Genomic DNA, 16,634 nt, shown 5'->3' with positions numbered 1-16,634 from the left:
GTAAATTGAATCAGTAAACCAAATAATACCAAGCCTATGGATCTTTCTGTCAATTATCTGGGACTAAAACTCAGAAACCCGTTGATTGCGGGTGCCTGTCCACTAACTGCTGATGTTCACAGAGCACTTGAACTTGAGGAAGCGGGAGTGGCTGCTATAGTGTACAGATCTCTTTTTGAGGAACAATTGCATATGGAAGCTGCGGAACTAGAGGATGAGCTTGCTGAATATGCAGAGAGGAATGCTGAGATGATTAGCCTCTTTCCAAGTATACAACACTCCGGTCCAAAGGCGCATCTGCTTGCACTTAAGGAATTAAAGGAGGCCGTGTCAATACCTGTTATAGCCAGTCTTAACTGTTTGTATAAGGAAAGCTGGGAGGAATATGCATTGCACCTTGCTTCAACAGGAGTGGATGCGCTTGAGTTAAATTTTTACTCGACCATTTCCGAGTCCGACATACTTCCTGAGAGTGTAGAAAACGAGCAGATAGAGGCTCTGAAGAGGGTAGTGGCCAAGGTTAAAATACCTGTATCTGTCAAACTAAGTCCTTATTATACAAACCCGCTTTCCTTTATCAAAAAGCTTGATGCTACCGGTGCAAAGGGATTTGTACTATTCAACCGTCTCTTCCAGCCCGACATAAATATAGAGGAAGAAAAGCTCGAGATGCCATACAACCTGAGTAAGGAGGGAGACAGCCGTCTGTCACTACGGTATATGGGATTGCTTGAAGGCAATGTAAAAGCTTCACTTTGTGCCAACACAGGCATATTGAATTCCGGTGATGTAATTGCTGCTATGCTTGCAGGTGCAGATGCTGTTCAGATGGTTACTACCCTGTACAAAAAAGGAAGCAAGGAAATACCTGTTATACTGAAGGAGATCAGTAACTGGATGGCAAAGAAGGGATACAAGAGTACTGCAGACTTTAAGGGTAAGTTATCCAAGCGCAGCCTTAAGGATCCATACTCTTACAAAAGGGCGCAGTATGTTGAGTTCCTTATGAAATCTAGTGGTAAGTATCCTGTAAACTAATTGCTGTGAAGTTGAAAGGCTCCTGTCGGGTTGTTATAAGTGTCAATTTCAGGCATATAGTGGTCTTTGATGTAAGCAAGAAAGTGATTGTGAATTTCGCTATGGAGTTGACTGTCAATTATTATCCCGGGCTCGTGCCCGGGATTTTTTATTGCTAGTATGGCTCTGGCGCAGCATTGCATGATATTTATCAAAGTATTATTTACCACTGCAGTACGTTAAAAAGTAAAAAAAAAGCTGTTTATTTGTAATATTGATTTTACTAACTCCATAAAATATTTAGTTAATATGAGTAAGAAACGCGTATATACCTTCGGTAACGGGCAAGCCGAAGGTAAGGCAGACATGAAGGATCTGCTTGGAGGAAAAGGAGCCAACCTGGCTGAAATGAATCTTATCGGTGTACCTGTGCCCCCCGGTTTTACTATTACTACTGAGGTTTGCACTGAATACAATCAGCTGGGTCGTGATAAAGTTGTTGAATTACTTAAGCCTGAAGTTGAGCAGGCTATCAATAATATTGAGAAACTGACAGGTACTAAGTTTGGTGACCAGGAAAATCCACTACTAGTATCTGTTCGTTCAGGAGCAAGGGCTTCAATGCCGGGTATGATGGACACCATCCTCAATCTTGGATTGAATGACAAAGCTGTGGAAGGAATAGCCAGGAAGTCAGGTAATGAGTGGTTTGCCTGGGACTCCTACCGCCGTTTTGTACAGATGTATGGTGACGTTGTGTTGGGTATGAAACCTGACTCAAAAGAAGAAATTGATCCTTTTGAAAAAATCATAGAAGAGCTGAAGCACGAGAAAGGAATTAAGTTGGATACCGAGTTTTCCGTTGCAGATTTAAAGGAGTTGGTAAGCAGGTTTAAGGTAGCTGTAAAGGAAAAGACCAACAATGATTTCCCTGTTTCAGCCTGGGAGCAGCTTTGGGGTGCTGTAATGGCAGTATTCAACAGCTGGAACAACCACAGGGCTATATACTATCGTCGTCTCAACAATATACCCGATGAGTGGGGTACTGCAGTTAACGTTCAGGCTATGGTATTCGGTAATATGGGTAATTCATCGGCTACCGGTGTTGCCTTCAGCCGTGATGCTGCAACAGGTGAGAACGTATTCAATGGTGAGTATCTTATCAATGCCCAGGGTGAGGACGTAGTTGCCGGTATCCGTACACCGCAGGAAATCACTATCGAAGGAAGCCGCAAGTGGGCCAAGCTGCAAGGCGTTTCCGAAGAAGAGCGCAGGGAAAAATACCCCTCTCTCGAAGAGACTATGCCTGAACTGTACAAGCAGCTTTATGCAACACAACAAAAGCTTGAGGACCACTATCGTGATATGCAGGATATGGAGTTTACTATCCAGGAAGGCAAGCTCTGGTTGCTGCAGACCCGTAACGGAAAGCGTACAGGGGCTGCTATGGTTAAGATTGCCATGGACCTGCTGCGTGAAGGTAAAATAGATGAAAAAACGGCCTTGCTGCGTATCGAGCCTGAAAAACTTGATGAACTGCTACACCCTGTATTTGACACAGTTGCAATCCGGGCTGCCAACGTACTTGCCAAGGGATTGCCTGCCTCTCCGGGTGCTGCTACTGGCCGTATAATCTTCTTTGCTGATGAAGCTGCCAAATTTGATGAAACCATCCTCGTGAGAATTGAAACTTCTCCTGAAGATCTTGAAGGTATGAATATAGCCAAGGGTATCCTTACAGCCCGTGGAGGTATGACTTCTCACGCTGCTGTTGTTGCCCGTGGTATGGGTAAGTGCTGCGTTTCAGGTGCCGGTGCTCTGCAAATTGATTACAAGGCCAGAACGCTGACCATCAATGGTAAAGTGTTTAACGAAGGAGACTGGATTTCTCTTAACGGTAGTACTGGTGAAGTATACGAAGGTAAGGTTCAGACCAAGATGCCTGACCTTAGCGGTGACTTCAACACAATACTTGAGGCTTCTAACAAATATGCCAAACTGAAAGTCAGAACCAACGCTGATTCTCCTAAGGATGCCAAGGCAGCCCGTGACTTCGGTGCAGAAGGTATCGGTCTGTGCCGTACAGAGCACATGTTCTTCGAAGGTGAGCGTATCAAGGCTATGCGTGAGATGATTCTTGCTTCTACAACTGAAGGACGTAAGAGGGCACTTGCCAAGTTGTTGCCTTACCAAAGAAGCGACTTTGAAGGTATTCTTGAGGCTATGGCCGGCTATGGTGTTACCATCCGTCTGCTTGACCCACCGTTACATGAATTCGTTCCTCACCAACTTGCTACTCAGCGTGAGCTGGCTCAGGAGATGGGTGTTGGTATCGAAGTAATCAAGGCAAAGGTTGACTCACTCGAAGAATTCAACCCAATGCTTGGTCACCGTGGTTGCCGTCTGGGTATCACCTATCCAGAAATCACTGAGATGCAAACCCGTGCCATTATTGAGGCTGCACTTAACCTCAAGGCCAAGGGTGTTGATGCCCGTCCTGAAATTATGATTCCTCTGGTTGGTACTATCAAGGAATTCAGGATGCAGGCCGAAGTAATCCGCTCTACAGCCGAAAAGGTGTTTGCTGAAAGAAATGATAGGATAGATTACAAGGTTGGTACTATGATTGAGATACCACGTGCTGCTCTTACAGCTGACCTGATCGCTGCAGAGGCTGACTTCTTCTCATTCGGTACCAATGACCTTACTCAGATGACCTTCGGTTATTCTCGTGATGATATAGGTTCCTTCCTCCCTGTTTACATTGAAAAGGGTATCCTGAAGCATGACCCGTTCCAGGTTCTTGATCAGGAAGGCGTTGGACAGCTTATCAAGATGGGTACCGAAAAGGGTCGCACTGCCAAGCCTGAATTAAAGGTTGGTATTTGCGGTGAGCATGGTGGTGAACCTTCAGCTATTGAGTTCTGCCACAAGGTCAAAATGGACTACGTAAGCTGTTCTCCTTTCAGGGTGCCGATAGCACGCCTTGCTGCTGCTCAGGCTGCTCTTAAGGAAGCGAAGTAGTAACAGTTGTATACCATAAATTAGCAGGCTGCCCCGGCGGGCAGCCTGTTTTTTATCTTCCGGTATATCCTGAGTTGCCTCGTGGCTTCTATCATTTAGCGACTCCACTGAATGCTAAATAGAGAGTCTGTTAGCATGAGGGTCTCATTGATCCTTTTACTTCAAATATTTCTTGAGTAGTTCAGCCATTTCTTTTTGTACTTCCAAGGCTGCTTCGCGGGCCTTCTTGGCAAAGTCGTCGCCTGTTGATGCATAGATAATCTGGCGTGAGGAGTTGACAAGTAGACCACATTCGCTGTTCATACCATAGCGAGCTACTTCAGCAAGGCTTCCACCCTGAGCGCCAACACCGGGAACAAGCAGGAAGTGATTTGGTGCAATCTTGCGTATATCGCTAAGCATTTCAGCTCTGGTGGCACCAACCACATACATCATGTTGTCTTCGTTGCTCCATTCTTGAGATTTTTTGATAACCTTCTCAAAGAGCTTTTCACCACCTTCTTCAACATACTGAAAGTCGTCTGCACCCTTATTAGAAGTCAGAGCCAGCAGGATAACCCATTTGCCTACATAAGTAAAGAATGGCTTTACAGAATCCTCTCCCATATATGGTGCAACAGTTACTGCGTCAAAGTCCATGGTATCAAAGAAGGCCCTTGCATAGAGGGCAGAGGTATTGCCTATATCACCTCTCTTGGCATCAGCAATTATAAAGATCTCAGGGTATTTGTACCTGATGTAGTTTACTGTCTTCTCAAGACTGTTCCAACCATTTACACCCATGCTTTCATAGAAAGCCAGATTGGGCTTATAAGCGACAGCCAGATCATGTGTAGCATCAATTATTTCCTTGTTGAAGGCAAAGATGGCATCTGAGGTGTCGAGTAAGTTTCTCGGTATCTTCTGGATGTCAGTATCCAACCCCACACAAAGGAAGCTTTCCTTTTTCCTGATTTGTTGAAACAACTCTGCTTTATTCATAATAATATCGTTTATACAGCCCAAGGGGCATTTTTGTAATACTAAGTTAAGTGTTGCAGCCCAATATGGAAAGGCTTTACAAAGTGATTAGCGGTACAGGCAGACTAGATAATTTACATTAAGCCTCGGCAGCTTTAAGTCTTTCGGCGTTTTCTTCCATCTGCAACTTGTGGATAATGGTATCAATTTCACCATCCATTATTGCAGGTAGGTTGTAGACTGTAAAGTTGATACGGTGGTCAGTTACACGTCCCTGAGGGAAGTTATATGTCCTGATCTTGGCTGAACGGTCACCTGACGAGACCATGGTCTTACGCTTGGATGCAATCTCATCCATGCGCTTTTGATACTCCAGATTGTATATACGTGTACGCAGCTCTATCATTGCCTTATCAAGGTTCTTAAGCTGTGACTTCTGGTCCTGGCAGGTAACAACGATACCAGTTGGAATGTGTGTCAATCGAATAGCTGAGTAGGTTGTGTTGACTGACTGTCCGCCCGGACCTGATGAGCAGTAGGTATCCTTGCGGATATCCTCGTTACGGATAACAACATCAAACTCCTCGGCTTCGGGAAGCACTGCAACAGTAGCTGCAGAGGTATGAACACGTCCCTGTGTTTCAGTTTGTGGTACCCGTTGCACACGGTGAACACCCGATTCATACTTCAGAATACCATACACTCCGTTGCCTGTAACATTAAATACTATTTCCTTGAAACCACCTGCAGTTCCCTCAGATGTGTTGGTTACCTCCACCTTCCAGTTTTTGGACTCACAATACTTTACATACATTCTGAAGAGCTCGCCGGCAAACAAACAGGCTTCATCACCACCGGCACCGGCCCTGATTTCAACAACAGCATTCTTGGCATCTTCCGGATCGGAGGGCAGAAGCAGAATTTTGATTTCCTCTTCCAGAGCCGGAAGTCTTTCTTCCATTTCATCAAGCTCTTCCTTTGCCATATCACGCATCTCCTCGTCCTTCTCCTCCTTGAGAATCTGCTTTGTATTCTTAATATTCTCCAAAAGATTCTTGTATTCCTTGGATACCTGTACCAGTTCTTCCAATTCCTTGTACTCTTTGTTGAGCTTTACATATCTCTTGTTATCCGATATAACCTCTGGGTCGGTAATTTGAGTACTAATTTCCTCGAAACGAAGCCTGATAACTTCAAGCTTATCTAATAAAGAACTATTAATTGCCATGATGATTGTTTTTTGATTCTGTGAAAAAAGAAAGCATAAAGTGTCGGGGGAAGGCTGCAGTGGCAGCTTCCCCTGAATTTAGGGATTAGAGCAGCTAATAAAAGAATTCGCCGAAGCCGCTGCGGATTGTCAATCTGGGGCTTTCAGCCTTCTCAACTCTGCCTATCACTTTGGCTTCTATATTGAAGGATTTTGAGATGTCTATAACTTCCTGAGCAAATTCAGGCTTGATGTAAATTTCCATTCTGTGTCCCATGTTGAAGACCTTGTACATCTCAGCCCAGGGGGTGCCTGAAGCTTTCTGTATCATAGCAAACAATGGAGGTATGTCAAATAGGTTGTCCTTGATAACATGGACCTTGTCGACAAAGTGAAGCACCTTGGTTTGTGCACCACCCGAGCAGTGAACCATACCATGGATATTTGGTCTTAAGTTTTCCAGAATCTTCTTGATAACCGGGGCATAGGTACGGGTAGGGGAGAGCACCAGTTTACCAGCATCAACTCCCAGTTCCTCAATCTTTTCGGTTAGTTTGTGTGGTCCTGAGTAGATTAGATCTTCAGGTACAGCTGAATCAAAACTTTCCGGATATTTTGCAGCAAGGTAGTGGGCAAACATATCATGTCTGGCCGAAGTCAGGCCGTTGGAACCCATACCGCCGTTGTATTCATCTTCGTATGTGGCTCGGCCGTATGATGACAATCCCACGATTACATCACCATCCTGAATATTGTGGTTGGATATTACATCCTTTCTTTTCATCCTGCATACCACGGTTGAGTCAACAATCACTGTACGGACAAGGTCACCTACATCAGCAGTTTCACCTCCAGTTGACCAGATCGGGATACCATTGTCACGCAACATCTGCAAAACTTCCTCTGTCCCATTAATAATAGCAGAGATAACCTCTCCGGGTATCAGGTTTTTATTACGACCGATAGTGGATGAAAGCAGAATATTGTCGGTGGCACCGACGCACAGGAGGTCATCAATGTTCATTATTACAGCATCCTGAGCGATTCCCTTCCATACGGACAGGTCACCTGTTTCACGCCAGTAAATATATGCCAGTGATGATTTGGTTCCTGCTCCGTCAGCATGCATTATATTGCACCATTCCTCGTCGCCTCCAAGGATATCCGGCACAATCTTGCAGAAGGCCTTTGGGAAAAGGCCCTTGTCAAGGTTCCTGATGGCCGAGTGGACATCTTCTTTGGAAGCAGAAACCCCTCTTTGATTATATCGCGATTCGGTACTCACAATATTCGTTTTGGTATGATTTTGAGTGCGCAAAAATAGCACTTTCTTTTGGCATCATCAACAATCTATCTGATAATGGTAAACTCAACACGATTGTTGAGTTTCACTGCATTTCTCTGATCTGCACGATTAAGCCTTTGTATGAACTGCTCTGTAAGTACATCATTCTCACGCAGGAAAGCATGTTTAGAGGCTGTTTTGGCATCCACTTTAAAGGGCTCGCTGCTGCCGGCACCTCTGGAAGATAGTCTGTTTCCGTCAATGCCTTTATCAGTCAGGTATTGATAAACGGCATCAGCTCTCTGCTTTGACAGTTGAAGGTCTGTATCCTGGTTTCCTGATGCCTCTGTATGCGCACTTATCTCTATTTTTAGATCAGGATTATTATTCAGGATATCTATAATCTGTGACAGTTCCTTTTCTGCTTCTGATTTGATAGCTGCAGAACCGGTATCAAACTGCAGGGTGCTGAGTATCATTGGAGCTCCAACGCTGGTGAGTGTGATATCTAGAGAGTATTGTTTACTTTCCTTAATTCCTAATGTGCTAATCCGCTCACTATGGTTAAGGTAGCCTGGTACAGAGACCAAAAGTGAATACTCAGTGTCGGGCTTGAGTAGCATGCTGAATGAACCTGAGGGGTCTATATTTATCTTGGTGTTGGTCCCGTCCGTACCAACAATCTTGACAACAGCATTTCTAGGTAGTGCTTCATTTCCAGAAAGACGGACTGTACCTGATGCTAATGGTTGGATCTGAGGCAGGTTGAAACTATATATACTTTCATAACCTTTGGCATTTCCACGTGATGATGATATAAAACCGGCTTCCCTGTTTTTGTAGAAGGTGATACCCAGATCATCTGCACTTGAGTTGATGGGGCGTCCCATATTACTAACTTTCCAGCGTCCATCGTCCTGTGGCTCGGCAATAAAGATATCTAGTCCACCAAAACCGGGTAGACCGTCAGAACTGAAGTAAAGCACTCCATTCTCCCTGATATAGGGAAATAATTCATCCCCTTCGGTATTTATTTCAGTTCCCAGATTTACCGGAGTTCCCCATGAGTCCCCGTGTTTATCCACCTTCCAGATATCCTTGCCACCAATGCTACCTTTCATATCTGAGACAAAATACATCGTATTACCATCGGGAGTTAATGCAGGATGGGCAAATACAACAGAGTCGGGCCCCAGTTCCACTTCCACAGGTTCAGACCAGCGTCCTCCCATACTTTGAGTCATCCATATCTCAGCAGCCATGGGCTGTGATTTTTCATAACGAGTACGGGTAAAATAAACAGTCTTGCCGTCTGAAGTCATGCTAAAGGTTCCGTCCTCGAAGGAGCCGTCCATATTTTGATTCAGGAAAAGTTCCGGGTCCTGCCATTCTCCTCTTGAATTGAGAATAGAGGTATAAATAGCAGAAGATCCCTGACCTGTGATCCGGTTAAGTTTTTTACGCTTCTTGCCAGCCATCCGCATTGACGAGAAATAAATCTGCGAAGGATCCGTAGGGTCAAGATAGGGAGCGTAATCACTATTCTTCGAACTGAGCTTTTTTATCGGCTCCACCTGATAACGGGTAAGAGTCGGTGGGTTTAGTCCCAGTTTGGCAGAAGTCTGTCCATTGTATGCCAGTTGTCTTCCAGGTGCCTCCTTCAGATACTCATCGAAGAGCTTAAGAGCATCTTCATATTCTTCCAGTTTCAGAAGTTGACGTGCCTGCTGCAATTTTGCCTCATTCTTGTTGTAATTGTACCTCACTGCCCGTCCATAGGCAGATGCTGCTTTGCGTGGCTGGTTGATATGGCGGTAACTCTCAGCCATATAGAATGAAGCCTCTCCCTTATAATACTGGTTTTTCTCGCTACGATAAATCTTGTTGAGGGTTGGAATCGCACGGTAATACTCACCTATGTCGTAAGTCTTTCTGGCTCTATCCAGCTTACTTACAGGTGAGCAGGCTGCCAGGCATAAGGCAATCAAAAGAAGAAAAAATATAAACTGTGGAGTAGTATTATGCTTCATTTGTTAGTCAAGATATTGAATTCAACGGGTAAAGGTCAAAATATAAACGCAAAACAAAGGATTAAATTTTAATAAAATGACTGATAATTGCAAGAAAGCAACAAATAGCAAGATGAAAAATACTAATACTATCCATGAAAACTAAAACAAAGAGGGTATACAGGTAATAAAAAAGAGGCTATCTCGCGAGAGATAGCCCCTTCATGGTCTGTATAATTTCAAATCACAGGTTATACTGGTTCAATAGTTCCTGTTACAAGTGTATAACTTCGCCATAGGCAGCTGCAGCAGCTTCCATAATTGCTTCCGACATAGTGGGGTGAGGGTGTACGGCCTTTAATAACTCATGGCCAGTAGTCTCCAGCTTACGAGCTACCACTATTTCAGCAATCATTTCAGTTACATTCGCACCAATCATATGAGCACCTATCAGTTCTCCATATTTGGCATCGAAGATCAGTTTTATAAAGCCGTCTTTTTGTCCGGCAGCACTTGCCTTACCTGAAGCAGAGTAGGGGAACTTACCAATCTTAAGTTCATAACCGGCTTCTTTAGCTGCTTTTTCGGTATAACCAACTGATGCTACTTCCGGACTAGTATAGGTACATCCCGGAATATTGTTGTAGTTGAGTGGTTCTGGATTATGACCGGCAATCTTTTCTACACATATAATACCTTCAGCAGATGCAACGTGTGCAAGTGCCTGGCCGGGAACTATATCACCGATGGCATAGATACCGGGAACCGAAGTACGGTAGAATTCATCAACTTTGACACGACCTTTTTCGACAACAACTCCTGCTTCTTCAAGACCAATATTTTCAATATTTGGTGTGATGCCAACTGCTGAAAGTACGATGTCAGCCTCAATCTGTTCTTCTTTGCCTTTCTTGCTCTTGATTGTTACCTTAACCTTAGTACCAGAGGTATCAACTGAGGTTACTTCAGATCCTGTCATTACATCAATACCTGCCTTCTTGAATGAAGTAGCAAGTTGCTTTGATACCTCCTCATCTTCGAGGGGAACAATGTTGTCAAGGTATTCCACAAGGGTTACCTTGGTACCTATAGCATTGTAGAAATATGCAAACTCACTACCGATGGCACCTGAACCTACAACCACCATAGATGCAGGCTGTTTGTCAAGAGTCAGGGCCTGTCTGTAACCAATGATTTTCTTACCATCCTGTGGCAGGTTTGGCAGTTCCCTGCTCCTTGCACCTGTAGCTAAAACGATATGAGGAGCATCGTAAGTAGTTTTCTTGCCATCAGCCCCTGTTACCTCAACCTTCTTGTCTTTTGTAAGCTTTCCAGTACCCTGGATGATGTCAATCTTGTTTTTCTTCATCAGGAACTGAACGCCCTTACTCATACCGGCAGCAACATCACGGCTTCTTTTGATAATAGCAGAGAAGTCAGCATTAGCCTTACCTTGTATTGTAATACCGTAATCGGATGCATGGTTCAGATATTCGAAGACCTGTGCACTCTTAAGAAGAGCCTTCGTCGGGATACATCCCCAGTTCAAACACACACCTCCCAGTTCGGCTTTCTCAACGATAGCAGTCTTACGACCCAGTTGGGAAGCTCTGATGGCGGTTACATATCCTCCGGGACCACTCCCGATTACTATCAAGTCATATTTTTCCATTACTATTGTATTTTGTGTTGATCAATTGGCTTTCATTTACGGCTATTTAACAAACTTATGAAAAGAAAGTTCAAGGATTATTCTTTTTCATACTCAGTACATTTTTTAGTTTCGCGATCATCGTTTGTTCCTTAAGAGAGCGTCTCCTGCCGCCTTTTACGGTGCTTAGCAGGAAGCTGTATGCTTCCATTCCTTCTATTTCGTCGAAGATAACCTTAAGTATTGCAAGTCCCGGAACAAAGAGAATCATACCTGCAAGTCCCCATATAAAATTACCTACAAACAAAGCGATAATGGTCATCAGGGGATTTAATGACACCTGTGAACCAGTGATCTTGGGTGTAAGGAAATTGCCTTCTATTGTCTGGATAACATAGAAGGAGGCAAACACAGCAATGGGATACCACAGCGAATCGGTTGTAAGCAGTGCATAGGCAATAGGAAGAGTTGATCCAATAATGGGACCCACATAAGGGATGACATTCAAAAAGCCGGCAAAAACCGCAAACAGTAGAGCATGTTTAATTCCAATAATCGAAAGTGCTGTGAAATTCAGAACTGAAAGTATTAATATCACAATAAAGGCACCCTTTATGTATTTCTGTACAACAGTCCTTATATTGGCTATGGCTGTTGTAACCTTGGTCTCATGCTTGTTAGGAAATGCTTTAAGGAAGAATTCGATAATAAAGCGTCTGTAGAAGATAAACAGAAATACATAGATGGGTATTATAAACAGGAGGGTAAGGGTTTCTGCCGTTGCCATTATGCCCTGAGAGAGAATATTTGCATTCTTGGCTAACTGATTAATTATGACCTCCTTGATATTGTCGACTGAAATTGGAACAACCCCGTCAATATACTCAGCCAGAAAGTTGTTGATTACAACCACCAGTTCACCAATACGCTCTTCAATACCTGCCAGATCAGCCGAGAATCTAAGAGCCTGGTTATAAAAGAAGAATATCACTCCACCAATAAGTGCCAGCATGGTTACCAAACTTAACAACGCAGACCATGTTTTACCAACCCTCCTGGCCTCCAGCCAGGAGGCCACAGGACTGAATAGTATCGCCAGTAAGCCAGATATTAGAATTGGTACAAGGATGGACTTTGCCTGTTGCATAATTACAACAAGTAGAATCAGACCTAATAGTATCGTGGTAATCTTCAGATACCATGGTATTACAAATTTTCTTTCAGGGGAGTTGCTCATATAAGATGGATTTGAAAGAAATGTAGTACAATTTGCTGACATTACAAAGCCCCTTGAATGGTTTGTCAACCAGTAAGTAAATACAATAGTTTAAGTATAAAATTGTAAATTAGAATGCTATTGTGCCTCGTAAAGGCTATATTTGCTACTCTGATCTTAGTCCTGGCAAACATTTTAACCTGGACCTTTACCGCTGAATTTACTCTTTTAACCTAACTAATCCTGACCTTATTAGGTTTGTTTCAGACCTCTTTTTTTGCTTGCTTTTGGTATCACACACGAAACAGATAGGGTATGTTGTTTTATAATCAATGGAAGATTGCTCTCTTCCTGTTCCTGATATCATCCTCCTGCTATACCACTGTTGAAGGTACCAGGTTTGATGACAGGAATTTCTATAATATAAATGACATATACGGGATTTCATTCCGGGGGGCAAACTCCGTTGTTGAAGATGCAGATGGGTTTATCTGGGTTTCTTCAAAGACAGGGATACTCAGGTTGACCGAGCATGATCTCAGGTCATATGGACTTCCTTTCAAGACCCCTGATGCTATAACAATATCTCTTGTATATGGCAGTAGCGGGCTGTTTGCTTTTTCCAACAATGGCCAGTTTTTTAAGTATAACACCATACTCGACCGTTTTGATTTTTACCTGGATGTAAGGGATTATCTGGGTGATCGTCACTTACATATCAGGAGTGCCCTTGTTGATTCTGAGAATGTGTTGTACATCCCAACGTCTTCAGGACTTTATAGTTATGATCAAGATAGGGGATACGTGCTTGTAAGCGGGCAGATGCAGGATGCCGGTTATGTAGAGTGGCAGGATGAGGATCATTTCTTTTTTGCGACGGCTGAGGGTATTCATCTGATTAACAAACATAATTATGTGACCAAGACTTTCCCGTTTAAGGGACTCTCTGACAACTCCTCAATATCCAGAATGTACTATGATAAGGAGAAATATAGATTGTGGACAGGGACGATAGCAGGTACTCTGATGTACCTTGATATAAAAAGAGGAGACATAAGAGTAGCAGTCAACAACCAACTTCCAAAGCAGCCTGTTCTGGCTGTGGAGGTCAGCAGCGATACTACGCTGCTGCTGGGCTTTGATGGTCAGGGACTGTGGGAGGTAAACAGGGAAACCACTGAAGTCTATAAAGTTTACAGGGAAGATGCGGACAACCCTCTTTCCCTTGATGGCAACGGAGTCTATGATATTTACCGTGCCAGTAATAACCGGGTTTGGGTTTGCACCTATAGCGGTGGACTCTCATTCTTTGGACAATCGGATGCCGGTGTTATGAGAATCAGGCACGTGGTCAACAATCCCAACTCGCTAATCAACAATGTAATCAATGATATTTTTCAGGATGAGGACGGGAAAGTTTGGTTTGCCACCAACAACGGGCTCAGTCGCTGGGATCCCCATACCAATGTCTGGCATAATTTTCTGAAAAGGGATAAAGAACAGGCCCTGATAATACTATCAGTATATGGTGACAGTCAGGGTAAAATATGGGCGGGCACCTGGTCTGAAGGGATCTATACTTTAGACAGAAAATCAGGCCGGGTGCTTGATCATTACTTTACACCTGGAGATGGGAACCTTGATCTTGGGGATTTTATATTCGATATAACCGAGGATAGTTCCGGAGATCTTTGGATTGCCGGTGTTGTTGAGAGAGTACTTCGTTACGATAGGGCAAACAGGCATCTTGTTGAGTACAATGAGGAACCGGTGTATGTACTCAAGGAACTCAATACAGAAGAGATGCTACTTGGCTGTACCTATGGACTGGTGAAGCTCAATAAGCAGACTCGTCAGATGGAGAGGCTGATCAATGGATACATTATCAATGATATCCTTGTGGAAGATAGGAAGGTATGGTGTTGTACAAGTGGAGGCGGACTACTCAGCATAGACCTGAACACTCGTGAGGAGGTCCTTTATTCCGTTGATAATGGACTGCCTTCAAATTTTTTAAACAGTATTCTTAGGCTTGGAGATTATTTCTGGTTGGGAACAGAAAACGGCCTCTGCCGTTTTGATCCGGCTTCCGGACAGGTTACTACCTACTCTTCAATATTGAGGCTGTCGAACGCTTCTTTCAACCCTCGTGCAGCATTTGTACTGCAGGATGGGCGACTGATCTTCGGTACCAACCTTGGGGCTATTCTATTCAATCCAGATGAACTCAAACCTTCAGATGAACAGGGGGAAATCTTTCTGCAAAATATCTTCGTGGCAGGAAGGACCATCAGAGACAGTGAAGTCTATGATCTGGTGGTTCCGGTTGATAAACTTGAGAAACTGAATGTTGATTATAATCAGACTGTTACTATAGAGATAGTGGCTAAGGGTACCATAGGACCTGAGACCAAGATCTCCTGGATGATTGAAGGAATGGATGAGCACTGGAGTGAGCCGTCGCTCAACCGGATGCTTACCTTTACTAACCTGCCCAGTGGAACTCATAATCTGAAGATAAGGCTGTTTAACAGCTCTCTGTCGCAGATCATTGATGAGCGCAGTTTGCTGCTCTCCGTAGATCCTCCCTTCTGGAGTACCTGGTGGTTTCTGACCTTTATTTTTGTTGGTGCTTCTGCCATAATTTTCTTTTCCGTGAGGTATCATATAAGTCTTTTGGAGAAACTTCACTCTGAAGAGAAGATCAGCTATTTTGCCAATATGGCACACGAAATCAGGACTGCGCTTACCCTTATTAGTGGTCCTGTGGAAGAGCTGCGTAAGGAAGGCTCCTATACCGAAAGGGGAAAATACTATCTTGATCTGGCCAGTAGCCAGATCATGGGACTTCTGAAACTGGCGACCCGTCTTCTTGACTTCCAGAAGTTTGACAGAAAGAAGCACCAACTTAAGTTTTCTAAGTTTGATGTTGTTAGCCTCATATTCCAGAGAATCAGCATGTTTGAGACCTATGCCAGGAGTAATGATATTAGTTTGGATTTTCAAAGCAACACGGAGTCATGTGAGGCTGTGGCTGATGTAGATCTTGTATCTCAGGTTTTCGACAACCTGATTTCCAATGCTATTAAGTACTCGAAGAAAGGCGGGAAGGTCGAGATCAGATTTACAGCCGAAAAGAGGCAATGGGTGTTCAGTGTCAGGGACTACGGAATTGGAATAAGTGAAAAGGGACAGAAGCATCTGTTCAAGGAATTTTATCGCAGTGACAATGCTGTCAACTCCGAAATACTTGGTTCTGGCATAGGTTTGCTGATGGTAAGGAACATTGTTGAAAGACACCTGGGTAAGGTCTGGTTTGAAAGCCGTGAAAACAAAGGGTCTGTATTTGTAGTCGAGATGCCTTATTTGTTTGATATGGCCCCGGAGACAGAATCCATGGATCCTGTAGCAGCTTCAGACTCTCCTGTTGAAAAAATCCTTGGCAACTTTTCGGCAGAGGACAGCAGCATAGAAAAGCATTCCAGCATCCTGGTTGTAGAGGATAATGACAAGCTGAGGAACTTCATGTATGCAGCACTAAGTTCCGAATTCACTGTAAGGACCATGGCTAACGGTAAGGAGGCATGGGATTATATAAAACAGGAATTGCCCGACCTGGTGATCTCTGATGTGCTTATGCCTGAAATGGACGGGTTTGAATTGTGCCGTCTGATAAAATCAGGATATGAGACTTCTCACATCCCTGTAATATTGCTTACTGCCTTGTCAGAGAAATCCGACCAGATGCATGGCATCGGCCTCGGGGCCGATGCATATGTGACAAAGCCATTTGATATGACTTTGCTGATAAGGCAGATTAGTACTATTATTTCCAACAGGAACCTGATGAGGGAGAGGCTATTGGATCCTGTTTCCGATGAAGCCACTGAAGGTCCGTTGCTGGAAAATGACCTGAATGAGCAATTTGTCAGGAGGGCCATGCAGGTTGTAAGAGACAATATGTCCAACCCTGAGTTTGGTAAGGACGATTTTGCCAGTCAGATGAATGTTAGCGGTTCCCTGCTATACAAGAAGGTGAAGAGCCTTACAGGGCTTTCCCCAACTGATCTTATCAAATCTGCGAGGATGAAGAAAGCGATGGATTTGCTTATTACAAAACGATATACAATTACCGAGGTAAGTGAGATGTGCGGATTCTCAAGTGTGGCTTATTTCAGCACCGTATTTCGAAAACATTATGGAAAACCGCCATCAGAATTTCTGCTATAGATTGAATTATCCTTAAATTAGCGGTACAATTATTA

Annotated in this window: 9 protein-coding genes; 3 read left to right on the top strand and 6 right to left on the bottom strand. The window is 43.8% G+C overall.

From position 1 onward, the window contains the following. The first annotated feature begins 36 nt into the window (after positions 1 to 36). Positions 37 to 1,038 (top strand): dihydroorotate dehydrogenase-like protein, encoded by a 1,002-nt coding sequence (locus M9189_RS09210; protein ID WP_250722595.1) that lies wholly within the window; start codon positions 37 to 39, stop codon positions 1,036 to 1,038. 288 nt (positions 1,039 to 1,326) lie between these two features. Next, the gene (gene ppdK / locus M9189_RS09205) at positions 1,327 to 4,041 is read left to right on the top strand and encodes a pyruvate, phosphate dikinase (RefSeq protein ID WP_250722593.1); all 2,715 of its coding nucleotides are present in this window, start codon (positions 1,327 to 1,329) and stop codon (positions 4,039 to 4,041) included. A 156-nt stretch (positions 4,042 to 4,197) separates the two neighbouring features. On the opposite strand, the gene pyrF is transcribed toward ppdK, so the two are convergent. The 6 genes from pyrF to M9189_RS09175 form a co-directional block, all read right to left on the bottom strand. Further along, complete coding sequence (pyrF, locus tag M9189_RS09200) at positions 4,198 to 5,022, bottom strand: orotidine-5'-phosphate decarboxylase (RefSeq protein ID WP_250722591.1); 825 nt, start codon at positions 5,020 to 5,022, stop codon at positions 4,198 to 4,200. 118 nt (positions 5,023 to 5,140) lie between these two features. Further along, complete coding sequence (gene prfA / locus M9189_RS09195; protein WP_250722590.1) at positions 5,141 to 6,229, bottom strand: peptide chain release factor 1; 1,089 nt, start codon at positions 6,227 to 6,229, stop codon at positions 5,141 to 5,143. 94 nt (positions 6,230 to 6,323) lie between these two features. Beyond that, positions 6,324 to 7,493 carry an AIR synthase related protein gene (locus tag M9189_RS09190; RefSeq protein ID WP_250722588.1) on the bottom strand — a complete coding sequence of 390 codons (1,170 nt, stop codon included), beginning with the start codon at positions 7,491 to 7,493 and terminating at the stop codon, positions 6,324 to 6,326. Between the two features lie 65 nt (positions 7,494 to 7,558). Further along, a complete protein-coding gene (porE, locus tag M9189_RS09185) occupies positions 7,559 to 9,523 on the bottom strand; it encodes a PorE family type IX secretion system protein (protein ID WP_250722586.1) in 1,965 nt (654 codons plus the stop codon). 253 nt (positions 9,524 to 9,776) lie between these two features. Next, positions 9,777 to 11,174: a dihydrolipoyl dehydrogenase gene (lpdA, locus tag M9189_RS09180; protein ID WP_250722584.1), complete on the bottom strand. Its 1,398-nt coding sequence runs from the start codon at positions 11,172 to 11,174 to the stop codon at positions 9,777 to 9,779. Positions 11,175 to 11,244: 70 nt separating this feature from the next. After that, complete coding sequence (locus M9189_RS09175; protein ID WP_250722583.1) at positions 11,245 to 12,390, bottom strand: AI-2E family transporter; 1,146 nt, start codon at positions 12,388 to 12,390, stop codon at positions 11,245 to 11,247. Positions 12,391 to 12,684: 294 nt separating this feature from the next. On the opposite strand from M9189_RS09175, the gene M9189_RS09170 reads away from it, so the two are divergent. Continuing rightward, a complete protein-coding gene (locus M9189_RS09170; protein ID WP_250722581.1) occupies positions 12,685 to 16,599 on the top strand; it encodes a hybrid sensor histidine kinase/response regulator transcription factor in 3,915 nt (1,304 codons plus the stop codon). Positions 16,600 to 16,634 lie beyond the last annotated feature (35 nt).

The sequence above is a fragment of the Xiashengella succiniciproducens genome (assembly GCF_023674465.1).
Taxonomy (GTDB): domain Bacteria; phylum Bacteroidota; class Bacteroidia; order Bacteroidales; family Marinilabiliaceae; genus Geofilum; species Geofilum succiniciproducens.
This window is presented reverse-complemented; position numbering and strand designations above follow the sequence as displayed.